Source organism: Collinsella aerofaciens (assembly GCF_028209395.1).
Taxonomy (GTDB): domain Bacteria; phylum Actinomycetota; class Coriobacteriia; order Coriobacteriales; family Coriobacteriaceae; genus Collinsella; species Collinsella aerofaciens_AZ.
The window spans coordinates 1-24434 of the sequence record NZ_JAQLDQ010000023.1 but is presented as its reverse complement, the minus strand read 5'-3'; the positions used below and the strand labels follow the sequence as shown (position 1 = coordinate 24434).

Below are 24434 nucleotides of genomic sequence, written 5' to 3'. Positions count from 1 at the left end.
CGCGTGGCGCCGCACGACCCAGATGCGACGTCACGCCGCCCATACGCAGGAGCGCACCATGCTCAACCATCTCAAACAACACTTTGGCTCCCGACGCACCGGTGGTCACGGAGGCCTAGACATTGCGCGGCATATCGGCCCCGGGCTGCTCGTGACCGTCGGCTTTATCGACCCGGGCAACTGGGCCTCCAATATGGCCGCGGGCTCGCAGTTTGGCTACGCGCTGCTGTGGATCGTCACGCTGTCCACGATTATGCTCATCGTGCTGCAGCACAACGCGGCGCACTTGGGCATCGCCACGGGCGCCTGCCTTGCCGAGGCCACGACCCGCTTTCTCCCCCGCATCGTGGGACGCGCGGTGCTCGGCAGCGCCTATCTCGCGACCATCGCCACCGCCATGGCCGAAGTCCTGGGCGGCGCGATTGCCCTTCAAATGCTCTTTGGGCTGCCCGTGCGTGCGGGCTGCGTCATCGTGGCGGCAGTATCGATGGCGATGCTCATGACGAACTCCTACAAGCGAGCCGAACGCTGGATCATCGCCTTCGTAGGCGTGGTAGGACTCTCGTTTTTGGCCGAGCTTGCACTAGTCAAGGTCGACTGGCCGCAAGCCGCCGCAAGCTGGATCACGCCCAGTATGCCCACTGGCTCTGCCGCGATTATCGTGAGTGTCCTGGGGGCGGTCGTTATGCCACACAACCTTTTTCTGCACTCCGAGGTCATCCAATCCATGCACTTCGAAGGCCAAGGCGAGCAGGTTATCGAAGAGCGTCTGCGCTACGAGCTCTTCGACACGCTCATTTCGATGGGCGTGGGCTGGGCAATCAACTCGGCCATGGTCATCCTGGCCGCAACGACCTTCTTTGCGCACGGCATGGTCGTAGACGACCTCGCCGTCGCAGCGGCCACGCTCTCCCCCATTCTGGGCCCGGCGAGCTCGACCATCTTTGCGGTAGCGCTGCTGTTCGCGGGACTATCGAGCAGCGTGACAGCGGGCATGGCGGCGGGGACCATCACTGCGGGCATGTTCGACGAGGAATACGATATCCACGACCGACATTCCTCGATCGGGGTGGCGGCCTGTTTCGTCGGCGCAGTGACGGCGTGCCTGGTCGTCCCAAATCCTTTTGAAGGTCTCATCTGGAGTCAGGCACTGCTGTCGCTTCAGCTACCGATTACGGTCTTTGTGCTCATACGGCTCACCAGTTCACCCCGCGTCATGGGCAAATACGCCAATTCGCGTCCACTCAACGCGCTGCTCGTAGGGATCGGTGCCATCGTGACGATTCTCGATGTCGTGTTGTTGACAGGGATGTAATGGGGCGGGGCACCTACTCAGGCAAACGTCTCGATCTGTAACATCTAGACCCGCTTTTGATGTCTAGATGTTACAGATCGAGATCATTCCGAGGGTCAGCTCCGTTTGTCTCAATCTGTAACAAGTGGGCCAAATTTCCACCGTTAGATGTTACAGATTGAGACAAAAGGTCGGCCGGACTCACAACAGACAGGATCGGCCAACAGCAACCGCGATCCCTTGGGGGCGGAGGAAAAGGGCCCCGGGCGAGAATTCGACCGAGGCCCTTGGACAGAGCTATGTTCGGCTTTCGCCGTGTGTCTGCGAGCTACTCCTCGACGAGCTCAAACTGATCGGGACCGACGCCGCAGACCGGGCACACGTAGTCCTCGGGCAGCTCGGGCGTGTCGACCTCAACCTCGTAGCCACAAACGATGCACACGAACTTATACGTCTTCTTCTCCTCAGCCATGATGTTCTCCTCTCGAACGCGACTGGTGATGTACTTCGCTTATTAGTATATGTTATCAATAATATAATGCAAGTATTTTTAGAACATTTCTAGCCTTGATACGAGGACGCCTTCGGAGGCGTCTTGCCCTTCAGGACCTTATGGTAGTAATCGTAGGTGAGCGGCGTCTCGTCGCTCAGGTGCTCGGCATCCTCGACCTCGCCGATAAACAGTAGATGCGTGCCCACATCCACAGTGTCGATCAAACGGCAGCTAAACAGGGCCGTCGCGTGCTCGGGCACATAGGGCATGCCCAGAGCCGTCTCGCGGGTCTCGTATTTGGCAAACTTGTCATAATCGCTGCTGGTGCGGAACCCAAAGTTACCGATGTAGAGCATGTCGGCGGTCTGATCGATCACGGTCAGCGCGAACGCTTTGGCCGATGCGATGACGCCCGAGGTGACGTTGTCCTTGTTCACGGCAACCGAAATGCGCGGCGGCATGGACGTCACCTGCACCGCAGTGTTGATGACGCAGCCGGCGCGCAGCCCGTCTGCCGCGGCGCTCACCACGTACAGACCGCTCGGCATGGTAAAGAACGCAGTTTTGTCCATAACGATCACTCCCCTAACCCGGGTTGGAACCTCATGGATGTATGTACCCACAAAAAAGGCGGCGCCCATAACGGATGCCGCCTTTGAGACATATGTGTCAGAACAGTAAGAAAGATGAGACGCCCGCAGTTGCGGTGAAATAGGGACTGAATAGCCCCTCAAACAGGCAAAACAGTCCGTATTCCACCGCAACTTATACAGAACGCCTAGCGATTATGCTCCTTGAGGGCGCGGTCGATCTCGCGCTGGACATCGCGCTTGGCCATATCCTCGCGCTTGTCGTAAAGCTTCTTGCCGCGGCCTAGGCCCAGCAGCAGCTTTACGCGGCCGTCGGTATTAAAGTAGAGCTCCAGCGGCACCAGCGCATAGCCGCGGTTGCGCAGCTTACCGTCGAGAAAGTCAATCTCCTTGCGGTGCAGCAGCAGACGACGGCGGCGATCAGGGTCGCGGTTCCACACGCCACCATGGCTATAAGGGTGGATATGCAGGCCCACGAGCCAGCACTCGCCGCCACGAATCAGTGCAAAGGTATCGGTAATCTGGCACGCGCGCTCGCGAATCGACTTGACCTCGGTACCGCTCAGCTCAATACCGCACTCAAACGTCTCATCGATAAAGTACTCGTGATGAGCCGAGCGATTCTTGGAAATGAGCTTGCGCTCGCGCTTACTGGGCATCGCCGGCCTCCTTGGCGCCATCGGCGTTTGAGCCCGCAGCCTCGCGCTTTGCCTTGCGCTCGGCGTTAAGCTCGGCATCACTCTCGCGCACCAGCTTGATAATCGCCGCGCACGCCTCTTCGCCCACCAGGTCGCGGGCACGGACCGTCAGGCGCGTAGCCTCCTGCTTGTCGCCGTCGCTCGCAGCGTCGGTCGCACACATGATCAGGCAGATGGCAATCTCGGCCGAAGGCGAGGTCGGCACGCCCTGCAGGGCGAGCTCACCCATCACATGGTCGTCACTCTCGTCCGCGGCATCCGGATAGGTGGTATGGATCTTGTTGAGCAGGCGCGTCGTATGCGCATCGTTGGGCGCCAGGCGCAGCGCCAGACGCGCGCAGCCCACGGCAGCCGAAATGTTCTCGGTCTCGGGCTCCAAGAAGTACTGACCCAAGTTGGTGTAGGCGCGTGCGGCGCACTTACCGTCGCTCGCGCGCTCCAGCACCGAGAACGAGAGCGATGCCCACTCCTGCTTGTCCTCGAGCGCGCGGAACAGCTCGGCCAAGTCCAAGCGATAGTTGCAGTTCATGGGATCCCAACGCACGGCCTGCATCAGGGCATTCCGAGCACTCACATAATCCTGCTGGCGGATGTAGGCAAACGCCATGTCGGAGTACAGGCGGTCAAAGGGAACCTCGACCTGCACCAGCTCGCGCGGATCCTTCTCCACGCGGCGATAGGCCAGGCGCTCAAACTTGCTGTCGAAGCTAAAGTACTGGCGCTTCTCCTCCGTCTTGCACTCAGCGTCGATATACTCCTCGGCGAGCTCCACCAGACGCTCAAGCAGCGGCGTCGCCGTAGCCAGGTCGCCCTGCGCCAGATAGTTCTCGGCATACGTGATGTCTTCCAAGCTGATAGGCAGGTCCATGACAACTCCTCGGTCCGGGCGGCAGACTCAACGCGCGCCTTAAATATCGGTCAATACACAAAACCCGGGTCTCTTACGAGGCCCGGGCGTTCAATTTTGGTAGCCCGTACCAGATTCGAACTGGTGATCTCCGCCTTGAGAGGGCGGCGTCCTAAACCGCTAGACGAACGGGCCATATGTAGCAAATGCAATGGCTGGGATGGAGGGAGTCGAACCCCCATTGACGGAACCAGAATCCGCTGTCCTGCCATTAGACGACATCCCAATGACTGCATCGCTGCGCTCGGCTGTGCCTTTGCGCAAGAAAGAAATATACGGGAAGTCCGGCCGTGACGCAAGCCCCAATTTTGAATTTTTTGAAATTCAGTCAAATACGGCCGACACGTGAAGGACCTGTGAAGTCGACCGCTGCACACGAAGGGCAAAACGCCGCGAGCGGTAGCCGTCAACCGTTGGCAGATTCTACCGCGAAAACGATAGCACCAGGCAACACAATCGAAGTATCAATGATCACGTAGATATCGAGGCGCCATGGACGAAGAGCTTGATTACCTATGGGAGACCCTGGGCCTCGAGATCACTGCTGACCTTTGGCCCGAACGGGACAAAATCCATCCCACCCTGCGCCCCGCCATCACGGTGATGCAGGCAAAATACCGCCGTGCATCCTTTTTGATCATGCGGATGTCATGGCACGCGGGACTCCCCGACCTTAAGCGAATCCAGGCAAGCCTCGTCGAGCTGTCCGGTATGCCGACTGTCATATCCGAGGCGCACCTGGAGCAGCGACAGCGCGAGCGACTGCAACAGCAGCGGATTCCCTTTATCTGCCCCGGTGTTCAGGCATATCTGCCCTTTATGGACGAGGAGTACTGGAGCGGCAAGCCCAACAAGCACGTAAAGGTCTACAATCCGCACGAATGGGCACAGCTCGAGGATTGAGCCGAGCGAGCCCGCCGATGGAAAACACGTCCCACCCTGAGCACTCAAAACGGGTCGCGCTTTCCGCAGCCGCTACAGCAACGCCTCGGCCCAAGCCGATTCCCTAAAGCCGGGAATCGCAAAGTCGTCGCCCACCAGCAGTGGGCGCTTAACCAGCATGCCGTCGGTCGCCAGCAGCTCGTAGCACTCCTGATCCGTCATGCCCGCATCCAGACGCGCCTTCAGACCCAGCTCTCGATATTTCATGCCCGACGAATTAAAGAAGCGCCGCACCGGCAGCCCCGAACGAGCAATCCAGGTCGCAAGCTCATCAGCCGTGGGATTGTCCAAAACGATATCGCGGTCGATATACTCTACCCCGTGTTCGTCCAGCCATGCCTTGGCCTTCTTGCAGGTCGAGCACTTGGGATATTCAACAAACAGTACGGTCATGGGAATCCTCCGAATATAGATCGGCCAACGCAGGCACACGCCACACGAGGCGCCTTCGTATGATGGGCCAATTGTAGCCCACGGGTCACACGCTAAACGAACCGTACCCCGAATCCGCGTTTGATGAACGGCAGCAGCTCCATTGCCTCGGGCGTGATATGGCCCGCAACGTTCATGCGCTCGCCACCGGGAAGATCGACCCGCGCAATCTCAAGCTCGCCTTCGTAGCGCCCATAGCCGCTATTACTCACAGCGATCGACCCCGCCTTTCGCGGCAGGCCGGCTCCGGCATCCGTCGGCACGGAATCCGGCTTAAGCGTCGTGCGCGACTCCTGAGACCTAAAGATGAGGACGCTCGAATCGGGCCGGTCGTGATGAATCTGCCCACGTACATAGGCATAACCGGACTCAAGCTCGCATTGCAGGTCCACGTATCCGGCGGAAACTTGAGCAAACTGCGCCCAGCCCGCATCGGAAAGATCGGGGTCGCCGACCAACACAATGTCGCAATCGGCGCCATGTGCGAGCTCAAGCATGTTGAGGGCAACCTTTGACGCGCGACCGCGATGTGCCTCGACCGTCGGAAGTCCCTCGAATACCGGCCCGCGAACGTTGGCATCACCCGGCACAAAAGCCATGATTTCGAATCCAAGCGCCGCAAGACGAAGATTCGTCCGAGCAATGTCCTCCAGAGCTAAACCGGTATAAGGCTTAGGGTAAAAATTGTGGCAGGCGGCAAAACGAGTCACATCGGCACCGGCCTCACGCCACGATGCGATTTCATCAGAACTCACCGTCGATGCATTGACCACAATGCGAAATACACCGGACAGCTCCGCGACCCGCCGGGCGCTAAAGCCATAGTCCAAACGAAGGTATTCCAACCCCAGATCGCGCAGGTCCTCGATGCGCTCAAGCCCGAGCAAATCGCACGTGCGCGGTCCCACATCGGCAATGAGCGCAATGCCGCGGGCGGAAAGCAGCGACAGTACATGACGGACCTTATCGGCATACGCCGCTCCCCCATCCTCGGGAATATGCAGCGAGGTGAACGCATAGCGTGCACCCGCCGCGGCGCCACGCTCAATCGTTCGCTCAATATCCTGCAGAGGGCTGGAAAGATAAATCGAAATACCCGTTTTCACGCTTCAACGCTCCTTTAAAAAAGGCCGGCGGAGCAGTTAGCCCCGCCGGCACAACCATAGCATCAAGAAATCTGCTGCGCGCCGCGAGCTCTGAGCAACACGGCTCGCGATATCAAACTACTCGCCAAAGAACTCGTTGATCTTCTGCTCGTCGACGCCAAAGAACCACGTCAGGACAAAGCCGGCGGCATAGGCAAGCAGCATAGCGGCAACGTAGCCGAGCTGCTGGCCAGGAACGACGATCAGCAAGCCAAACAGACCGGAAACGCCCTGAGAAACCGTGCCGATGTGAAGCAGCGCCGCGAGCGCGCCGCCAAATCCGGCACCCAGGCAGGCCGTCACAAACGGGCGAACGAGCGGCAGCGCAACAGCATACATCAGAGGCTCGCCCACACCCAGGATTCCAACGGGAATGGACTCGGCGACGTACTTCTTGAGCTTGGCGTTCTTGGTCTTAAAGTACAGCGCCAGACCGGCACCGACCTGACCGCCGCCAGCCATCATAAGGATGGGAAGCAGGTAATTGATGCCCTTGGTAGCGCCGTCGGGATCGTTGAGCATAGCGTGGATCGGCGTGAGCGCCTGATGCAGGCCGACAGACACCAGTGGCAAGAAACCTGCCGACAGGATATAGCCGCCCAGGACGCCCAGCTTCTCGAAGATAAAGGTCAAAACGCTAAAGATGGCAGTCGTCAGCCATGCGCCAACCGGCTGGATGACGAGCATCAGAGCAAAGGCGCCGATGATGAGCACCAGCAGCGGGGACAAGAACGTGTCGAGTGCGTTGGGCATAACCTTGCGAATCTGACGCTCCATCCAGGCAAAAAATGCGCCGGCGATAAGAGCCGCGATCATGCCGCCCGCTGCGGGGTTGTACTGCGCATTGGTGAGCGGCAGCAGAATGGCAGTGGCAGGATCGGCCGCGCCAGGCGCAAGCAGGGGCATGGCACTGTTGGCGATACACATCATGCCGGCGATGCCGCCCAGCGCAGCGGAGCCACCAAACTCACGTGCCGCGTTATAGCTCACCAAGATGGGCAGATAGGCAAACAGGGCCCAGCCCATGGAACGAATGCCCTGGTACCACCACTCGCCTGCAAGCGCGCCTGCCGTCGAGACGTTGATGACGTTGCAGATACCGTTGATGAGGCCAGCCGCAATGATGCCGGGAAGCAGGGCGACGAAGACATTGGAAATCTTCTTGAGGAAGGCCTGAACCGGCTTAGACTCGTACTTGGCCTTCTGCGCGGCCTTGTTTGTGGCCGCAGCGTCAACCACGCTCTCGTCGGCAACGCCTTTCGCAAGGCCAGTGAGCTTGGAGAACTCCTCGAGCACCTTATTCACCTTGCCCGGCCCCAGCACGATCTGCATCGTGTCGTCCTCGACCAGGCCCATCACGCCGTCGAGTGCCTTAATACCCTCCGTGTCGACGTTGCCCGCGTCTTTGACGGTCACGCGCAGGCGCGTCATGCACGCCGCGTTTGCGAGCACGTTGTCTTTACCGCCCAAAAGGTCCAGCAGCTTTTGAGCCAGCTCTTTGTTCGTCATAACTCCTCCTTGTATTGGGTATCTCGTCTGGATGTCATATCAGCTCACGCCGCACACCTATTGGGCATCGGCATCGCTCTTCTCATGGCCACTCACCGCAGCACGGACATGGCCTCGCGCTCGCTCAAGAGCTACCGCAGCCTGCTCGGCATCGCAGTCCAGCAGTACCGAGACAATAGCGGTTTTTACGTGGCCGCCGGCATCTGCAAGCGCCTGAATAGCGCGCTCGCGCGTGCAGCCGGTCGCCTCCATCACGATGTTCTGGCCGCGCACCACCAACTTCTCGTTCGTCTGCTGCACATCGACCATCAGGTTTTGGTATACCTTGCCGATCTTGACCATGGCACCGGTCGAAATCATGTTGAGAATGAGCTTTTGAACCGTTCCCGCCTTGAGCCTCGTTGAGCCGGTCAGTACCTCGGGACCGGGCACGGGTTCAATGGCAAGATCTGCGCTCTCCCCGATCTTCGACCCTTGGTTGCAGGCAATTGCGATCGTCTTGCACCCAGTTGCCTTGGCGTATACAAGGCCGCCCACCACATAGGGAGTACGACCGCTTGCCGCCAGGCCAACGACAAGATCCTTGTCCGAGAGTCCACGCCCCCGCAGGTCGCTCGCGCCGAGCTCCTCACTGTCTTCGGCACCTTCGACAGCCTTGATAAACGCCGTCTCGCCTCCGGCAATGAGCCCGACAATCAGATCGGGTGACACGCCAAACGTGGGCGGACACTCCGAAGCGTCGAGTACGCCCAGACGACCGCTGGTGCCTGCGCCCATGTAAAAGACGCGCCCGCCGCGCTCGAGTGCCTCAGCAGCCCAGTCGATTGCTGTGGCAACCTGGGGCAACACTTTTGTGACCGACTGGACGGCACGAAGATCCTCATCGTTCATCGTCGTAACGATTTGCAGCGATGTCATCGTATCGAGGTCCATAGACCTTTGATTACGCTTTTCGGTCGTGAATTTTGTTAAATCGAGCATTTCATTCACCTCATCTTTCCTGTTTCTCGATGTAGTTTTGCTTAATGACATGCGTCGCCCGTTCGTAGTCGCTGGCAACGTAAGCAGCGTACAGGGCATCGACAACCATAAGCTGGGCCATACGCGAAGCCATGGCACCGCTGCGGACCAAGGGCTCACTCGCAGCGACGCCGAGCACGGCATCGGCCATGGTGGCAAGCTTGGATGATCCATCTACTTTGGTCACGGCCACAACGGGACAGTTGTGACGTTGGGCCTCGGCGGTGCAGTCCAGCACCTCTTGCGTCAAGCCCGAGTAGCTAAAGGCGATTGCCATATCGCCCTCATGCATGTTCTTGGCACACAAGAGCTGATCATGCCAGTCGTCGTACAGATGGCACTCTTTGTCGACACGCATGAGCTTTTGCGCCAGATCGTGCGCGACCAAACGAGAGGCACCGATACCGAACAGATTGACTGCGCGTGCCCGCTTAAGATAGGCCGCGCATCGCTCCAAGACGGTGTAATCGAGCGTTCGCGCCGTCGCTTCGATCGTGCGCACGTTGCTTTTCATCACCTTCCCCACGATACGTTCGACGCTGTCATCCATGGAGATGTCCTCGAGGGCTACGTCTTTCTTGTCACCTAAGAGCGCCAGCTCGGCAATCAGTTCGCGCTGGAACTCCTTGTAGCCCGCAAAACCCAAACGCTTGCAAAAGCGCAAAATGCTCGAGGGCGAGGAGAACGTGGCATCGGCAAGACCGCGGACGGACAGCCCGACCACCTCGTGCGGATGAGCGCTCACATATGCGATGACATTGCGTTCCGCCGGGCTCGCGCTGAGCTCACGCTCGCGAAGCCGCAAAAGCAATCCGTTTGCCATCTCAAACACCTCCGTTGAGAAGAATTAAAGACCAACGAACGATTCGTACCGGATACAAACAGCTTTTACGGTACATTGTGCCGCATCGTGGCGCACAAAGGACGAGCGTTCTACCGCTCGCCCCTCAAATCCGACCGCTCGGAAATACGCGCGACACAAAATAATTCAACAAGGTCGCATGATCAGAAACGGGTTTGTTACCGGCTAGCGCCTCGCATGGGCGCCGATGGGGCGCGTCTCGTGGTGCACCCATGCGGAGACCAGCAATACCAACAGCATGGCGGTGACATAGCCCGCAGCATCGAATCCTAAATCGATAACGTCGAAATGCCTGCCGGGAACAAAGATCTTATGTACCTGATCGCCAACGGAGCAGACGGCGCAAAAGAGCAACACGGGCACGCAACGGGAGCATACGCTCCACGGACGCCTGGAAAAGCAAACCACGACCACCGAGGCGAACAATCCGACGAAGAAAAACTCTACGGTATGGGCAACGCGACGGACGTTCGTGCCCACCCACATGCGAATGGAAGCAAGTCGGCCAGACCGGACATTCGAAGCAGCCGAATCGGTGCCCCCTGTCATCCCGTTCTCGGCCTGAGCTTCACCCGCGACATCGGCAGCCTGTACGCCCGTAGCCTGACCCTCCACCACACGCGCGGTGGACTCGCTCAGCAACGACGTCTCCACCGCATTTTGCTCCGTCAGCACCCAGATGCCCGCCAGCGTTGCAGCGAACAGAACGATCGCGGTCCATCCGATTATTTGTTTTACGCGCGCCAAGGGCCTACCTCCTTTTTTGAATATCAGCGAGTGTAGCCCCGAATGACATCGCCACCGTATCAAAATTTGAATCGCAACAGGAAGCGACAAAGCGACGCAAACCCCTACCCCGCCTCGCGCATCCAGCGATCGAACGTCCTCACGCACACGCCCAGGCACTTTGCTGCCTGGCTGCGGGTAATATCGCCCGCCTCATAGCTATCGCGTACCAGATCAAACTGAGGAGGGCACGGCTTGCGAGGTCGACCGAAACGAACCCCTCGCGCCCGCGCCGCTGCAATTCCCTCCGCCTGGCGCCGATGGATATTCTCGCGCTCCACCTGCGCCACGTAGCTCAGCAGTTGCAGCACAATATCGGCAATCAGGGTATTGGTCACATCCGGCGTGCCGCTTGCCCTGGCGCGCGTGTCAAGCAATGGCATGTCCAACACCACAATGGCAACCCCGAGCTCCTTGGTAATGCGTCGCCATTCCTCAAGAATCTCGGAGTAATTACGACCAAGTCGGTCGATAGAAAGCACCACCAGCACGTCCCCGTCTCCCAGGACGTGCAGCAGCTCGCGATAGCGCGGTCGATCGAAGTCCTTGCCGCTCGCATGGTCGGCATAAATATTCGCCGAGCCCACGCCATAGGCGCCCAGCGCATCCAGCTGCCGATTAAGATTCTGATCGCGCGAACTCACCCGCGCATAACCATACACCGTCGCCATCTCATCCCCGCTTTCTTGTAAACCTGCCAAAAAGGGACAGGTTTATTTTGGTAGGTTTTACCTCTCAAATAGCAGGTAAGCGGGCGGCCGAGCAGACGGCAAGGTAGCCATGATCCAAATGCGGAGGGCGGCCCCGAAAGACCGCCCTCCGCTCTCCCGCCATGAGTCGAGATTTGGCTAATGGATAAGCTTAAAGTCCAAGTGCCCACGCGTGGTATTGACGCGCGAGACCTCGATAATCACGCGCTGGCCCAGTTCATAGCGAGTCCCCGTGTCGGCGCCCGTCAGCGTAAGCGCATCCTCGTCGAACTCGAACCACTCGTTGCCCAGGCTCTTGATCGAAACCAAGCCTTCGACCTGCGTCAGGTCCAAGCGCACAAAGAGGCCCATGCTGCTAACCCACGAGACGGTTCCGGCATAGCGCTCGCCCAGACGGTCCTCATAGTACTGGGCAATCTTGATCTTTTGCGTCGCATGGCTGGCGGCATCGGCCGCACGCTCCGCATCGCTGCATGCGCGGCAGATCTGCGGCAGAATGCGCGGCAGCGACTCGCGCCCCTTGCCGATCAGCCGCGGCGTACGGACCAGGGCGTCCTTGCCGCCGAGCTGTTCATAGGCCAACTGCAGTTTGAGCACGCGGTGCACCACCAGATCGGGGTAGCGACGGATGGGACTCGTAAAGTGACAGTAGCACGGCGCGGCGAGCGCAAAGTGACCCTCGTTGCGCGGCTTGTACAGTGCGCGCTGCATGCTGCGCAGAAGCAGCGTGTTGACGAGCGGTGCGTTGGCCGTACCGGCGGCAGCATCAACTGCAGCCTGTAGCTCATCGGGACTCCCCAGGGCGATACCGGCAGCACGGCGATCGTCGATGATGCCTAGCTGCGCCAGCGCAACGGCGGCACCGTGCAGGCTATCGGGGCTCGGATCCTCATGCACGCGATAGCAGGCCTCGATATCACGGTCTGCCAGCCACTCTGCAACGCACTCGTTGGCGAGTAGCATGGCTTCCTCGATAAGCGACGTGGCACACGAACGCTCGCGCGCCACAATCTGCACGGGCACTCCGTCCTCATCCAATAGAGCGCGAATCTCGGCCGTGTCAAAATCGACTGAGCCGCGGGCACGACGAATACGACGGCGAAGTTCGGCGAGTTCGTTGGCGGCGACAAGGAAATCGCCGAGGTCGACGTTATAGCCGCGAGCAGTTTCCTCGCACGCAAGACCGCGCTCAAGCGCCTCCTCGCGCGAGGCCTCAGCAGCCGCAACATCCTCAGCGGCGCCTTCCAGCACCGAATACTCAACAGCGTCGGCACGCACCAGCAGCGCCTCGGCGCCGTCATAGTCCATACGCACACGCGAGCGAATCACGCTGGGGTACGGATCGTAATGCCGCACGCGACCCTGCGCATCGAGCTCAATGTCAACGGTAAACGCAAGACGGTCCTCGTCAGGGCGAAGAGAGCATAGGTCACAGGACAGGCGTTCGGGCAGCATGGGAAGCACGCGATCGGCCAGATACACCGATGTCGTACGATGGCGAGCCTCAAGATCGATATGCCCGTCCCAAGCCACATAGTGAGAAACGTCAGCGATATGCACACCCAGCTTGTAGCCACCCTCGGGCGTGCGCTCAAGCGAAATGGCATCGTCAAAGTCGCGCGCGTCGACCGGGTCGATCGTGATGACAAAGCGGTCGCGCAGATCGCGGCGGAGCGGGTCCTTAAGCGCCGCGGACACATCGAGCGAAAGCCCCTCGGCCTCGTCCAGCGCGGCCTCGGGATAGCTATCGGTATAGCCGTAACGCGCCATCACGTATTGAACGCCCAAATCGGGCGCGTCATCTCCGCCAATGCGGCGTTCGATCGTCACGGTGCCCGATTCCAGGCGCGTCGGGTAGGTCAAAATGCGCGCGACAACGGCATCACCCGGGTGGACGCCCAGACGATCCGCCGAGGTATCCTCGGGCAGAATGAAGAAGTCGGCCTTCAGGCGCGAATCGAGCGGCTCGATCACACCGAGCGGACCAGCGGTCTGGTACGTACCCACCACGCTTATGGCTGCGCGCTCAACCACGCCTTCGATCACGGCGCGCCGCTCACCGTGCGGGCTGTTCTTAATGCTCACGGCAACGGTGTCGCCGTCCATGATCTCGCGCTTACCGCGGCCCATAACCTTGTAGTCGCCGCTCTCGGTTATGACATAGGCGCCATGCTCATGGAGCTGCACGCGCCCGGTCAGGCTCGGACGGCGTTCGCTGCGCACCGGCCCACGCTTATTGCGAGCACCGCGCTTATGCTTGTTATTGCGCCCCATGGCGCCTCCTTGCTATCGATGACGAACTCCAAAGAGTCTACCCAAATGATTCGCTTTCCTGCCGTCCCCTAGAGATCAAAAAACGGGCCGCCCCATAAGAGACGACCCGTTGGAAGGGATGAATTCCAGGCATGCCTACACGCGCAGGTAGCGGCGCATGGCTATGGCAGAACCAAAGAGACCGATAATCACACCGACCAGAATCAGCGCAGCATAGGTCACCAGGTAGTACTGCATCGGCAGGGCAAACGACATCCAGCCGATGCTCTCCTGCAAACGCGGAATCATCAGATTGCGCAGCAGCTCCAGAACGCCGATGGAAAGCAGCGAGCCCAAAATGGCCTGCAGTACGCCCTCGGTGATAAACGGGCCGCGAATGAAGCCGTTGCTGGCGCCGACCAGACGCATAATCGCAATCTCACGACGACGCGCCGTGATGGACAGGCGAATCGTGTTGTTGATGAAGATGAATGCGATAAAGGTCAAAAGGCCAACGAGCACCACGGCGGCGATGCGGATGTAGTTGGTCACCTGGAACAGGCGGCTCACTTCCTCTTGGCCGTACAGCACGCTCGCGTTGACGTCGCCGTCATCCGCGATCTTCTGGAAGTCGGCGTTCTTCTTGAGCTTCTGGGCCGTGCTCTCGACCTTGGACGGATCGTCCATCTCAATTGCAAACGAAGCCGGCAGCGGGTTCTGGCCATCGAGCGCGCTCATGGTGGCGTCGGCGTTGCCCGACATCTTGCTCGTATACTCGGCCAGCGCGTCGTCCTTGTCCTTGTACGTCACGGACTTGACGTTGCTCCACGTCTTGAGCTCAGCCTCAAAAGCCTGAACATCGGCCTGATCGGCGTCATCGCTAATAAAGGCGTTGATGACGACCTGATCCTCGACGGTGCCGATCACGGAGTTCAGCATCGCGGAGCCCATGATGAACAGGCCGATGATAAACAGCGAAAGGAAGATCGTGATGACGGCGCCGAGCGAGGTAGTCCAGTTACGGAAGAAGTGACTGATTGCCTCTTTGAAGGAGTAGCCCACGTTAGTTGGTGCCATAGTTGCCGTAACCTCCCCTCTCCTGGTCGCGGATAACGTGGCCGCCCTCGAGGGCGATCACGCGACGGTGCATGCTATCGACCATCTCGCGGTCGTGCGTGGCGACGATCACGGTGGTGCCGGTGCGGTTAATACGCTCGAGCAGCTTCATGATGCCCAGCGAGATCGCCGGGTCGAGGTTGCCCGTGGGCTCGTCGCAGATAAGCAGCGGCGGGCGGTTGACCATGGCGCGGGCAACGGCAACGCGCTGCTGCTCGCCACCGGAAAGCTGATCGGGCAGCGAGTCCATCTGATCGGCCAGGCCGACCAGACGCAGCACCTCGGGAACCTGGCTGCGAATGACACCCTTGGGCTTGCCGATGCACTGCAGGGCAAACGCCACGTTTTCGTAGGCGGATTTTTGAGGCAGAAGCTTAAAGTCCTGGAACACGGCGCCAATCTGACGGCGCAGGAACGGAACCTTGCGGTTCTTGATCTTCATGAGGTCCTGACCGGCAACCAAGATGCGGCCGCTCGTCGGCTTGACGTCGCGGTTGAGCGTCGACAGCAGCGTGGTCTTACCCGAGCCGGAATGACCGACCAGGAAGACGAACTCGCCCGGATAGATCTCGATGTTGATGTCGTCGAGTGCAGGCTTGTTGGGCTGTGCCGGATAGATCTTGGTGACATGCTCCATAAGGATGACGGGCTCGACACCGGCCTGCTTGGCCATCTTCTTGCGGCTGGCTTGCGGATCGATGGGCGCAAACACCGACGTAAAATCGGGGTTGTTGAGCGCGTTATCGAGGCTTGCGACCTCGGCGGCCTGATCGCTCTCGACCACCGGGGCAGCAGGCTGCGTAGGATCGGGAATAGCGGCAAAGAGACCGGACTGCGCAGGCTGAGGAACCGGCGTCGCAGGGGCCATGGGGTCGGGAATGCCGGCCATGGTAGGCTGCGGCGTGGCGGCGCCAGCCTGAGGCTGCTCCACGCGAGCGGTCACGGCCTGAACGGGCTCAAAACCCGCCGTGCCGGAAAGCGCGACATCGCTGGTGGGATTGTAGGCAAAGGGATCGGATGCCGGCTGTGCCTGATCTGCCGGCTGAGCGGGGGCCTGAGCAACAGGCTGGCCCTCTGAATCCGGAGTGGCGAAACGACTGCCCTGGACGCCTGTCTGCGTCTTGGGGGCATCATCGCCCGCACCGGAGGTACGGAAGTGGTTACCCACTGGTGCTCCTTATCGTCGTGCGTTTAAACTACATGAGCGCTTTGTATTTTAGCAGCATTAGCTTTGCTGCACATAAGAAGCATGGCGGGGTTTGGGTCTCACCGACCGGGCGCAGGGTTACCTCCCAAATCGTCCTCGCGCATGGCCGGCATTTGTCCTGCTCCTGCGGAGCTGCGGACAAACGCCGGCCATGCGCTGCGGAAAGATTTGGGAGGTAACCCTGCGCCCGGCCTGCGGCTACTATGGGGCCGACGCACCAACTTGAGATGCTGCGCATACAAAGTTGGAAGGGTCTGAATTGCACTTTGTTGGGATGGGCCCGTTTCCCCATGGGACCTTTGCTTGGCAGGACTCTAATTTAAATTCAACAAAAACAGGGGCGCCCTCTTTGGGGATACCCCTGTTCTGGCTTGGATGTGGTTGTTGAGACGATACTTTGCCTCGTCTTGCCTTATGCCAAGAACTCCTTGGTGGTCGCCACGATGTTGGCGGCGTCCAGGCCGTACTTGTGCAGGAGCTCGGCACCCGGGCCGGACTCGCCGAAGGTGTCGTTGACACCGATCTTCTTGAGCGGCGTCGGGCACTGCTCGCACAGGACGTCGGCAACGGCGCTGCCCAGGCCACCGATCACAGAGTGCTCCTCGACGGTCACGACGTGGCCGGTCTTGGTGGCGCTCTTGACGATCAGGTCGGCATCGATGGGCTTGATGGTGTGCATGTTGATGACCTCGGCATCGATGCCCTCGGCAGCAAGCTGCTCGGCGGCCTCGAGAGCCTCGCCGACCATCAGGCCGCAGGCGATGATGGTCACATCGGCGCCCTCGCGCATGACAATGCCCTTACCCAACTCGAACTTGTAGGTCTCGGGGTCGTTGATAACCGGCGAGGCCAGACGGGCAAAGCGCATGTACACGGGGCCGTCGCACTCGTAGGCGGCGCGCGTCACGGCGCGGGCCTCGACATCGTCGGCCGGAACGATAACGGTCATGCCGGGGATGACGCGCATCAGGGCGATATCCTCGCAGCACTGATGCGTAGCACCGTCCTCGCCCACCGAGATACCGGCGTGCGTGGCACCGATCTTAACGTTGAGGTGCGGGTAGCCGATGGAGTTACGGACCTGCTCAAAGGCGCGGCCGGCGGCGAACATGGCAAAGGTGCTCGCGAAGGCAACGCGACCGGTGGTTGCGATACCGGCGGCAACACCCATCAGGTTGCTCTCGGCGATACCCACATCGAAGAAACGGTCGGGGCAGGCGGCCTTAAACTTACCGGTCTGCGTGGCGGCGGCCAGGTCGGCGTCGAGGACCACAAAGTCATCGTGCTCGTTGGCGAGCTCGACGAGGGCCTCGCCGTAGCTTACGCGCGTGGCGATTTTCTTGACGTCTGCCATCCTAGAGCTCCTCTCCGGCGGCCGTGAGCTCTGCCATGGCCTGCTCAAACTGTTCATCATTGGGGGCCTTGCCGTGCCAACCAACCTGGTTCTCCATAAAGGACACGCCCTTGCCCTTCAGGGTCTCGGCGATAATGGCGGTCGGCTGGCCCTTGGTGGCGCGAGCCTCGGCAAAGGCGGCGCGGATCTGATCGAAATCGTTGCCGTCGGCAAGCTCCACCACGTGGAACTTAAAGGCGCGGAACTTGTCGGCGAGCGGCATGGGGTCGTTGACCTCCTCGACGGGACCGTCGATCTGCAGGCCGTTGTGGTCGACGATCACACAGAGGTTATCGAGCTGCTGGTTGCCGGCAAACATGGCGGCCTCCCAGACCTGGCCCTCCTCGCTCTCGCCATCGCCCAGCAGGGCGTACGTGCGATAAGTATCGCCCCAGTGCTTGGCGGCAACGGCCATGCCCACGGCGGCGGAGATGCCCTGGCCGAGCGAACCGGTGGACATGTCAACGCCCGGAGTGTCGTTCATGTTGGGATGACCCTGCAGGTGGCTGCCGATGTGGCGCAGCGTCTCAAGATCCTCCTTGGGGAAGAACCCACGCTCGGCGAGCACAGCGTACAGACCAGGTGCACAGTGGCCCTTGGAAAGCACAAAGCGATCGCGGTCGGCCTTGCGGGGATGGGCCGGGTCGACGTTCATTTCCTCAAAGTACAGATAGGTCATGATGTCGGCAGCGCCGAGCGAACCGCCCGGATGGCCGGACTTGGCAGCGTGCACGCCGGTGACGATGCCCTTCCTTACCTCGTTGGCAACCTTTTTGAGCTCTTCGTCGCTCATTGTGCCTTCCTTTCATCCTCATTAGACAAAATGCGCACGGCACCGAAGGTAATCCCAACACAGCCGCAATGCACGTACGTCATTCATTATGCTGGAAACTGATGGCTTTACCAGAGTTTTTATCATTATTTGAACAATTTAGCAGGCAGAACCGCTGATGAAACGGTTTATCAATGTGAACGTCTTTTGGATGGGACGCGGTCGGCCCTACGCGCTAATGTCCTTGAATCCCTCGCCGAAAGCTTCCGTAACGTCGGCGACCGTCACAATGGCGTGAGGATCGCGCTCGCGCACGATCGTCTTGAGGGTATTGAGCTCTCGACGGTTCACGATGACCATGATCACCGGCTTCTCGGCACCCGAATACATGCCAGTCGCCTTAAACTTGGTACAACCACGACCCAGGCCATACATGATATCGGCAGCGATATCAGGGAACTTGTCCGAGATGATGAGTACCATACGGCGTTTGTTGCCACCATCGACCACGGCATCGATCACGTAGCCGCTAATGACCATCGAAAGGCCTGCATATAGTGCATTTTCGATTGAAAAGACCGGAGCCGACAGCGCGCATACGGCAACATCGATCGCCATGACGGTCGAGCCCACGGGCAGCGAGGTATTACGCGAGATGATTTGGCCAATCGTGTCCGAGCCGCCGGTGTTGGCGCCGGCGCGCAGCACCATGCCGTAACCGATGCCTGTAATAATGCCGCCCCACATGGCAGGGAGCATCAGGTCCGCATCCGCCAGAGGTGCTACAAACGGGGCGAACAGATCGGTAAAGAAGCCCAGCAGCACAAAGCCCGTCGCGGTCTGCACCACGTAGAACATGCCGCCCTCGCGCATAACGACCAGCAACAGCAAGGCGTTCATCACGATCGTCTGAATACCAACGGGAAGCGATATGCCGCGCGATGCGCCGACCGCCTGGATAATGGTGGCAAGGCCCGTAACACCACCGGCAGCAAGGCCGTTGGGAATCAAAAACAGGTCGGTCGCAATAGCGGCCAGAGCGCACCCCAACATAATCTGGGGCAGGTCGTGAAAGAAGTTCATCGATAGAATGCGCTTGATGTCCAGACGATATGCCATGCTACCTCCCTCAAAAAAGCGCACCCAAACGGATGCGCTTCGAACTTCTTGCTGTATTCGATTCTACCGATTCGCCGAACAAAAACCACCCCTGCGCAGGGTTTGCTTTGGATACAAAACCACCCTGCTCGGAGGGTTTTATCCATTTCCACATAAACCGGGCGGTTTATGCAGATGGGATCTCCGCGTCAGCGTTGCCAGTGGCCCAGCGATGGTAGCCAATAACAAACGGGTCCAGGTCGCCATCGTCAAGAACGGCCTCGACATTGCTGGTCTCAACGCCCGTGCGTAGGTCCTTAACCATCTGATACGGGTAGAGCACGTAGCTGCGGATCTGGTTGCCAAAACCAATCGTGGTTTTGGGTCCGCGAATCTCATCCAGGGCCTCGGCGCGCTTCTCGAGCTCAATCTCGTACAGGCGAGCCTTGAGGATCTGCATGCACGCGGCCTTGTTCTGGATCTGGCTGCGCTCGTTTTGGCAGGTGACCACAATGCCGCTGGGGAAATGCGTCACGCGCACGGCGGAGTCGGTGGTGTTAACGCCCTGACCGCCCGGGCCGCTCGCGTGGTACACGTCCACGCGGATGTCATCGGGACTGATCTCGATGTCGATATCATCGGGTAGCACGGGGATGACCTCGACGCCGGCAAACGTGGTCTGGCGGCGCTTCTTGTCGTCGGTGGGGCTAATGCGAACCAAGCGGTGGACGCCGGCCTCGGCGCGCAGCATGCCAAATGCGTCCTTGCCCTCGACGGTAAAGGTCGCACGGTCGATGCCGATGACCTCAGCAGCGGGGCAGTCGTTAATCGTGACCTTCCAGCCGCGACGCTGGCAGTACTTCATGTACATCTTAAAGAGCATGAAGGTCCAGTCCTGGGCCTCCAGACCACCCTGTCCGGGCTTGATGGTCACAATGGCATCGCCGTGATCGAACTCACCGGTAAACCAGCTCGAAAGCTCAAACTCATCGATGGCACGGGCCAGGCGCTCAGCCGTGGCTGTAGCCTCCTCGCGAAGGGCGGCGGCATCGGGGTCATCCCCCATCTCCTCGGCAAGCTCCAGCGCGGCGCGGGCATCGGAAAGCTCGCCGCGCGCGTTGTCCACGGCAGCGATATCTTCCTTGGTGCGCGCGATTTCCTCCATGGTGGCACGGGCGGCGTCGGCGTCATCCCAAAAGCCGAGGGCCACGCTTTTGGCCTCGAGCTCGGTCACGCGCGTGCGCTTTTCGTCCAAGTGGAGATACGACTCGACCTCGCCGAGCCGGTCCGCAAACGCGTCCAGCTCGGCGGGCGTTACCTCTAAAGCCTCAGCCATTAACGATTCCTGCCGTGGCAGTACTTAAACTTCTTGCCGCTACCGCAGGGGCACGGGTCGTTGCGGCCCACGTTGACGTACGGATCGTCGCTCTCGGACTTGCGATAGGTGGTCACCTTGCCACCGTTGTTGACGGCAGCCGGACCACCCTGGACAGCCGTGCGGGCCTGCACCTGCGCCTGCTTGCGCAGCACCGAGTCGCCGTTGTCACCATCGACCTCGGCAGGACCGGAGAAGTGCGCACGCTCGAGCGCGGGCTCCTCCTTGTGCTCCACGGCACGCGGGGCAGCCTTGATCTCGATGCGCAGAACCGTGCGCAGGTAATCCTCGTACATGGTGTCGACGAGGATCTGGAACGCGCCGTAGGCCTCGGTCTTGTACTCGACCAGCGGGTCGCGCTGGCCAAAGCCGCGCAGGCCGATGCCGGTCTTGAGATAGTCCATCTCCTGCAGGTAGTTCATCCAGCGGGTATCGATGACGCGCAGCATGACCTGGGTGTTGAGCTCGCGCATCAGGTCCTCGCCCAAGCGCTCGGCCTTCATGTTGTAGCACTTCTCTACGTAAGCCAGGACATCGGCAGCCAGAGCCTCATAATCCTCGTCGGGGAACTTCGGCGTATCGATGTGGCCGGTGAGCTCCACAACCCACTTGCGCAGGCCCTCCAGGTCGCGCTCGCCATCGTGACTGTCCTTGGTGCAGAACTCCTGAACGCAGCGGTACACGGTGTCGTGCATGACCTCGGTGATGTGGTCGGTCAGGTCCTTGCCGTCCAGAATCTTATTGCGCTCAGCGTAAATGACCTGGCGCTGCTTGTTCATGACGTCGTCGTACTCAAGGACGCTCTTGCGCATGGAGAAGTTGATGCTCTCGACCTTGTGCTGGGCGCTCTCGACGGCCTTGGAGATGATCTTGTGCTGGATGGGCATGTCGTCGCCCATGTCGGCCGTGACCATCATCTTGGAGACGCGGTCCATCTTGTCGCCGCCGAACAGGCGCATGAGGTCGTCCTCGAGCGACAGGTAGAACTGGGTCTCGCCCGGATCGCCCTGACGGCCGGAGCGGCCGCGCAGCTGGTTGTCGATACGACGGGACTCGTGGCGCTCGGTGCCGATAACGGTCAGGCCGCCGGCGGCAAGCACGCGCTCGCGCTCGGCCTTGCAGGTCTCCTTGGCCTCGGCGTTAAACTGCTCAAGCTGCTCGGGCGTCACGTCCTCCATGGTCAGGCCCTCGTACTCAAGGCGCTCGCGCACCAGCTCGTCGGGGTTGCCGCCCAACAGGATGTCGGTACCACGACCGGCCATGTTGGTAGCGATGGTCACGGCGCCGTAGCGTCCGGCCTGGGCAACGATATGAGCCTCGCGCTCATGGTGCTTGGCGTTGAGGACCTCGTGCGCGATGCCGCGCTTGGTAAGGGCGGCCGACAGCTTCTCGGAGCTCTCGATGGAGACGGTGCCCACCAGGACCGGCTGGCCCTTGGCGTGACGCTGCTCGACATCGTCGGCGACGGCGTTGTACTTGGCCTGAATGGTACGGTACACCAGGTCCTCGTGATCAACACGCTGAACGGGTTTGTTGGAGGGGATGACCTCGACGGGCAGCTTGTAGATCTCGCGGAACTCGGCATCCTCGGTGAGTGCCGTGCCGGTCATGCCGGAGAGCTTGTCATACAGACGGAAGTAGTTCTGCAAGGTGATGGTGGCCAGCGTCTGGTTCTCCTCGCGTACGAGCACGCCCTCTTTGGCCTCGATGGCCTGGTGCAGGCCCTCGGAGTAACGGCGGCCTTCCATAATGCGGCCGGTGAACTCGTCGACGATCTTGACCTCGCCGTTGGTGACCACGTACTGCTTGTCGCGGTGGAACATGTACTGGGCCTTCAGCGCCTGCTGCAGGTGGTTGACCAGCTGGCCGGAGAGATCGGCATAGATGTCATCGATACCCAGGCGGCGCTCGATCTTCTTAAGACCGCGCTCGGTGGCGGCGATGGTGTGCTTGGCCTCGTCCATGACGTAGTCGCCCGTGGGTTCAACGTCCTCGGTGGCGGTAAGCATGTCGTGCGACACGTCCTCGCCGCGCTCAAGGCCACGCACGGCACGCGCGAAGTCCTTGTAGGTACTGGCGGACTTGGTGCCAGCGCCCGAGATGATCAGCGGGGTGCGAGCCTCATCGATCAGGATGGAGTCAACCTCGTCGACGATGGCGTAGTTGTGGCCGCGCTGCACGCGCTGCTCGGGACGAGTGACCATGTTGTCGCGCAGGTAATCAAAACCGAACTCGGAGTTGGTGCCGTAGGTGACGTCGGCCTGGTAGGCCGGGCGCTTGAGCTCGAGCGGCATGTTGTTCTGGAGCAGACCGACGGTCATGCCCAGGTACTTATAGATGCGGCCCATCCACTCGGAGTCGCGCTTGGCAAGGTAATCATTGACAGTGACGACGTGCACGCCCTTGCCGGCAATAGCGTTGAGATAGCCGGCCAACGTGGAGACGAGGGTCTTACCTTCGCCGGTCTTCATCTCGGCGATGTGGCCCTCGTGCAGCGCCATGGCGCCAATGAGCTGCACGTCAAAGTGGCGCATACCCATGGTGCGCTTGGAAGCCTCGCGCACGGTGGCAAAGGCCTCGGGGAGCATGTCGTCGAGCGACTCGCCGTTGGCGTAACGCTCGCGGAACTTATCGGTCTGGCCGCGGAGTTCCTCCTCGGTCATCTTCTCAAACTGGGGCTCAAGACCGTTGATCTGGTCGACGATCTTGTAGTAGCGCTTAAGGTCCTTATCGGATCCAAAGGACAGCAGCTTTGACATGAATCCCATGTGGTTTTCCTTTTTGGCCATCGCCCACGCCGTGCAGCTGCGGGCGAGTTAAACACAGATGATTGTACTTTAGCCAAACAAGGCGCGGCCTATACGGTCGAGCTCGACCGCCACGTAATAACTATGACCAACCTGCCGCAATGGAACGGGTTTATTTTGGCAGGTTTTATCTGAGCAAACGCCGTCTCTCTGCCATTTGGTGCCACGGGGACAGGTTAGCTTGCACCAATAAAAAGAAAAGGGCCGCGCACCCAAATGGATGCACGGCCCTCATGCCATGAATGCGAGTGATTCCGCGGCGAGCTATTTACTCAGCAGCCTCGGTGGTCTCGGCCTCGGCAGCGGCCTCCTCGACGGGAGCCTCTGCGGGAGCCTCGGCGGCCTGCTTGGCAGCCTCCTCGGCAAACTTAGCAGCACGCTTGGCCTTCTCGGCAGCCTTAGCCTCAGCGGCGGCCTTGCGAGCGGCCTCGGCCTCAGCAGCCTTGGCGGCCTTGGCAGCCTTGGCCTCCTCAGCCTTCTTGAGCTGGGCGGCAGCGGCGCCACCGAACTTGTCGGCGAAGCGCTGGACGCGTCCACCGGTGTCGACGAACTTCTGCTGGCCGGTGTAGAACGGGTGGCACTCGTTGCAAAGCTCGACCTTCATCTCGGACACGGTAGCGTGCGTCTTGAAGGTGTTGCCGCAGGAGCACGTCACCGTGCACTCGACATACTGGGGATGGATACCCTGCTTCATGGTAGGACTCCTTATTGGTCAGGCGCTGGTTACCGATCAGCGCATAAGGCGTCTTGGTTTCCGACCAAGACAACAAACTTGGCTATGGTACCACGGCGCCGCATGTCCCACAAAAGGTTCACGGTCTTTTCGGCACGACACGAGCTGGCCCTTGAATATCAACTATCATCCGAACACTCCCCCACATTCATCCTTCGTATGTATCGAGGTATTCCTGCTTGAGCGTCTGCGAGGACGACTTGATCTTTTCCACGAGCGTGCCGGCCTCGATGAAGTAGAACGAGTCGGTGAGGTCTGCCAGGTCGTCGAGCAGATGGCTTGAAATGAGCAC

General features: G+C 60.1%; 22 protein-coding genes and 2 tRNA genes. 2 read left to right on the top strand and 22 right to left on the bottom strand.

From position 1 onward, the window contains the following. The first annotated feature begins 58 nt into the window (after nucleotides 1-58). Complete coding sequence (locus PMW67_RS08220; RefSeq protein ID WP_124786021.1) at nucleotides 59-1315, top strand: Nramp family divalent metal transporter; 1257 nt, start codon at nucleotides 59-61, stop codon at nucleotides 1313-1315. A gap of 307 nt (nucleotides 1316-1622) precedes the next feature. On the opposite strand, the gene PMW67_RS08215 is transcribed toward PMW67_RS08220, so the two are convergent. From PMW67_RS08215 to PMW67_RS08190, 6 genes are all read right to left on the bottom strand, one after another. After that, nucleotides 1623-1766: a rubredoxin-like domain-containing protein gene (locus tag PMW67_RS08215; protein ID WP_117638060.1), complete on the bottom strand. Its 144-nt coding sequence runs from the start codon at nucleotides 1764-1766 to the stop codon at nucleotides 1623-1625. An 89-nt stretch (nucleotides 1767-1855) separates the two neighbouring features. Then, complete coding sequence (locus PMW67_RS08210; protein WP_124786020.1) at nucleotides 1856-2359, bottom strand: flavin reductase family protein; 504 nt, start codon at nucleotides 2357-2359, stop codon at nucleotides 1856-1858. A 206-nt stretch (nucleotides 2360-2565) separates the two neighbouring features. Next, nucleotides 2566-3036 carry an SsrA-binding protein SmpB gene (smpB, locus tag PMW67_RS08205; RefSeq protein WP_124786019.1) on the bottom strand — a complete coding sequence of 157 codons (471 nt, stop codon included), beginning with the start codon at nucleotides 3034-3036 and terminating at the stop codon, nucleotides 2566-2568. Continuing rightward, entirely contained in the window at nucleotides 3026-3943 is a 918-nt protein-coding gene (locus PMW67_RS08200; protein ID WP_117634813.1) for a tetratricopeptide repeat protein, read from the bottom strand. Before PMW67_RS08200 ends, smpB begins: the two co-directional genes overlap by 11 nt. A gap of 97 nt (nucleotides 3944-4040) precedes the next feature. Continuing rightward, a tRNA-Glu gene (locus PMW67_RS08195) sits at nucleotides 4041-4117 on the bottom strand. Nucleotides 4118-4134: 17 nt separating this feature from the next. Next, nucleotides 4135-4208 (bottom strand) — tRNA-Gln (locus PMW67_RS08190). A 266-nt stretch (nucleotides 4209-4474) separates the two neighbouring features. Between PMW67_RS08190 and PMW67_RS08185 the strand changes: the two genes are divergently transcribed. Next, nucleotides 4475-4885: a hypothetical protein gene (locus PMW67_RS08185; protein WP_124786018.1), complete on the top strand. Its 411-nt coding sequence runs from the start codon at nucleotides 4475-4477 to the stop codon at nucleotides 4883-4885. Between the two features lie 72 nt (nucleotides 4886-4957). Here the strand turns inward: PMW67_RS08185 and PMW67_RS08180 are convergent, their stop codons facing one another. From PMW67_RS08180 to rpmE, 16 genes are all read right to left on the bottom strand, one after another. After that, nucleotides 4958-5317: an arsenate reductase family protein gene (locus PMW67_RS08180; RefSeq protein WP_124786017.1), complete on the bottom strand. Its 360-nt coding sequence runs from the start codon at nucleotides 5315-5317 to the stop codon at nucleotides 4958-4960. 92 nt (nucleotides 5318-5409) lie between these two features. Continuing rightward, nucleotides 5410-6462 (bottom strand): MupG family TIM beta-alpha barrel fold protein, encoded by a 1053-nt coding sequence (locus PMW67_RS08175; RefSeq protein ID WP_161194478.1) that lies wholly within the window; start codon nucleotides 6460-6462, stop codon nucleotides 5410-5412. A gap of 117 nt (nucleotides 6463-6579) precedes the next feature. After that, complete coding sequence (locus PMW67_RS08170) at nucleotides 6580-8010, bottom strand: PTS transporter subunit EIIC (protein ID WP_271739437.1); 1431 nt, start codon at nucleotides 8008-8010, stop codon at nucleotides 6580-6582. Nucleotides 8011-8067: 57 nt separating this feature from the next. Further along, nucleotides 8068-8991, bottom strand: a complete 924-nt coding sequence (gene murQ, locus PMW67_RS08165) for an N-acetylmuramic acid 6-phosphate etherase (RefSeq protein WP_117773494.1) — start codon at nucleotides 8989-8991, stop codon at nucleotides 8068-8070. A 10-nt stretch (nucleotides 8992-9001) separates the two neighbouring features. Then, nucleotides 9002-9853, bottom strand: a complete 852-nt coding sequence (locus tag PMW67_RS08160) for a MurR/RpiR family transcriptional regulator (RefSeq protein WP_099432014.1) — start codon at nucleotides 9851-9853, stop codon at nucleotides 9002-9004. A 204-nt stretch (nucleotides 9854-10057) separates the two neighbouring features. Then, nucleotides 10058-10639, bottom strand: coding sequence for a VanZ family protein (locus PMW67_RS08155; RefSeq protein WP_164473284.1), 582 nt, complete (start codon nucleotides 10637-10639; stop codon nucleotides 10058-10060). 104 nt (nucleotides 10640-10743) lie between these two features. Beyond that, on the bottom strand, nucleotides 10744-11349 hold the full coding sequence (locus PMW67_RS08150; RefSeq protein ID WP_271739433.1) for a recombinase family protein: 606 nt from the start codon (nucleotides 11347-11349) through the stop codon (nucleotides 10744-10746). 177 nt (nucleotides 11350-11526) lie between these two features. Then, the gene (locus tag PMW67_RS08145) at nucleotides 11527-13662 is read right to left on the bottom strand and encodes a ribonuclease R family protein (RefSeq protein WP_117735979.1); all 2136 of its coding nucleotides are present in this window, start codon (nucleotides 13660-13662) and stop codon (nucleotides 11527-11529) included. A 135-nt stretch (nucleotides 13663-13797) separates the two neighbouring features. Further along, entirely contained in the window at nucleotides 13798-14718 is a 921-nt protein-coding gene (gene ftsX, locus PMW67_RS08140) for a permease-like cell division protein FtsX (RefSeq protein ID WP_099432018.1), read from the bottom strand. Further along, complete coding sequence (gene ftsE, locus PMW67_RS08135; RefSeq protein ID WP_117773345.1) at nucleotides 14705-15925, bottom strand: cell division ATP-binding protein FtsE; 1221 nt, start codon at nucleotides 15923-15925, stop codon at nucleotides 14705-14707. The genes ftsX and ftsE overlap by 14 nt, the downstream gene beginning before the upstream one ends. A gap of 451 nt (nucleotides 15926-16376) precedes the next feature. Beyond that, nucleotides 16377-17318, bottom strand: coding sequence for a transketolase family protein (locus PMW67_RS08130; protein WP_006235309.1), 942 nt, complete (start codon nucleotides 17316-17318; stop codon nucleotides 16377-16379). Between the two features lies 1 nt (nucleotide 17319). Beyond that, nucleotides 17320-18150 carry a transketolase gene (locus PMW67_RS08125; RefSeq protein ID WP_117634793.1) on the bottom strand — a complete coding sequence of 277 codons (831 nt, stop codon included), beginning with the start codon at nucleotides 18148-18150 and terminating at the stop codon, nucleotides 17320-17322. Nucleotides 18151-18357: 207 nt separating this feature from the next. After that, nucleotides 18358-19248 (bottom strand): YitT family protein, encoded by an 891-nt coding sequence (locus PMW67_RS08120; protein ID WP_117746564.1) that lies wholly within the window; start codon nucleotides 19246-19248, stop codon nucleotides 18358-18360. Between the two features lie 166 nt (nucleotides 19249-19414). After that, on the bottom strand, nucleotides 19415-20563 hold the full coding sequence (gene prfB, locus PMW67_RS08115; RefSeq protein WP_117773347.1) for a peptide chain release factor 2: 1149 nt from the start codon (nucleotides 20561-20563) through the stop codon (nucleotides 19415-19417). After that, nucleotides 20563-23370, bottom strand: coding sequence for a preprotein translocase subunit SecA (secA, locus tag PMW67_RS08110; protein ID WP_117773349.1), 2808 nt, complete (start codon nucleotides 23368-23370; stop codon nucleotides 20563-20565). The genes prfB and secA overlap by 1 nt, the downstream gene beginning before the upstream one ends. 307 nt (nucleotides 23371-23677) lie before the next feature. Then, on the bottom strand, nucleotides 23678-24103 hold the full coding sequence (gene rpmE / locus PMW67_RS08105) for a 50S ribosomal protein L31 (protein WP_006235303.1): 426 nt from the start codon (nucleotides 24101-24103) through the stop codon (nucleotides 23678-23680). Nucleotides 24104-24434: the final 331 nt, after the last annotated feature.

Coding starts and splice junctions, on each gene's coding strand:
- PMW67_RS08220 (WP_124786021.1), top strand. CDS start 59: ATGCTCAACCATCTCAAACAACACTTTGGCTCCCGACGCACCGGTGGT.
- PMW67_RS08215 (WP_117638060.1), bottom strand. CDS start 1,766: ATGGCTGAGGAGAAGAAGACGTATAAGTTCGTGTGCATCGTTTGTGGC.
- PMW67_RS08210 (WP_124786020.1), bottom strand. CDS start 2,359: ATGGACAAAACTGCGTTCTTTACCATGCCGAGCGGTCTGTACGTGGTG.
- smpB (WP_124786019.1), bottom strand. CDS start 3,036: ATGCCCAGTAAGCGCGAGCGCAAGCTCATTTCCAAGAATCGCTCGGCT.
- PMW67_RS08200 (WP_117634813.1), bottom strand. CDS start 3,943: ATGGACCTGCCTATCAGCTTGGAAGACATCACGTATGCCGAGAACTAT.
- PMW67_RS08185 (WP_124786018.1), top strand. CDS start 4,475: ATGGACGAAGAGCTTGATTACCTATGGGAGACCCTGGGCCTCGAGATC.
- PMW67_RS08180 (WP_124786017.1), bottom strand. CDS start 5,317: ATGACCGTACTGTTTGTTGAATATCCCAAGTGCTCGACCTGCAAGAAG.
- PMW67_RS08170 (WP_271739437.1), bottom strand. CDS start 8,010: ATGACGAACAAAGAGCTGGCTCAAAAGCTGCTGGACCTTTTGGGCGGT.
- murQ (WP_117773494.1), bottom strand. CDS start 8,991: ATGCTCGATTTAACAAAATTCACGACCGAAAAGCGTAATCAAAGGTCT.
- PMW67_RS08160 (WP_099432014.1), bottom strand. CDS start 9,853: ATGGCAAACGGATTGCTTTTGCGGCTTCGCGAGCGTGAGCTCAGCGCG.
- PMW67_RS08150 (WP_271739433.1), bottom strand. CDS start 11,349: ATGGCGACGGTGTATGGTTATGCGCGGGTGAGTTCGCGCGATCAGAAT.
- PMW67_RS08145 (WP_117735979.1), bottom strand. CDS start 13,662: ATGGGGCGCAATAACAAGCATAAGCGCGGTGCTCGCAATAAGCGTGGG.
- ftsX (WP_099432018.1), bottom strand. CDS start 14,718: ATGGCACCAACTAACGTGGGCTACTCCTTCAAAGAGGCAATCAGTCAC.
- PMW67_RS08130 (WP_006235309.1), bottom strand. CDS start 17,318: ATGGCAGACGTCAAGAAAATCGCCACGCGCGTAAGCTACGGCGAGGCC.
- PMW67_RS08125 (WP_117634793.1), bottom strand. CDS start 18,150: ATGAGCGACGAAGAGCTCAAAAAGGTTGCCAACGAGGTAAGGAAGGGC.
- PMW67_RS08120 (WP_117746564.1), bottom strand. CDS start 19,248: ATGGCATATCGTCTGGACATCAAGCGCATTCTATCGATGAACTTCTTT.
- prfB (WP_117773347.1), bottom strand. CDS start 20,563: ATGGCTGAGGCTTTAGAGGTAACGCCCGCCGAGCTGGACGCGTTTGCG.
- secA (WP_117773349.1), bottom strand. CDS start 23,370: ATGGGATTCATGTCAAAGCTGCTGTCCTTTGGATCCGATAAGGACCTT.
- rpmE (WP_006235303.1), bottom strand. CDS start 24,103: ATGAAGCAGGGTATCCATCCCCAGTATGTCGAGTGCACGGTGACGTGC.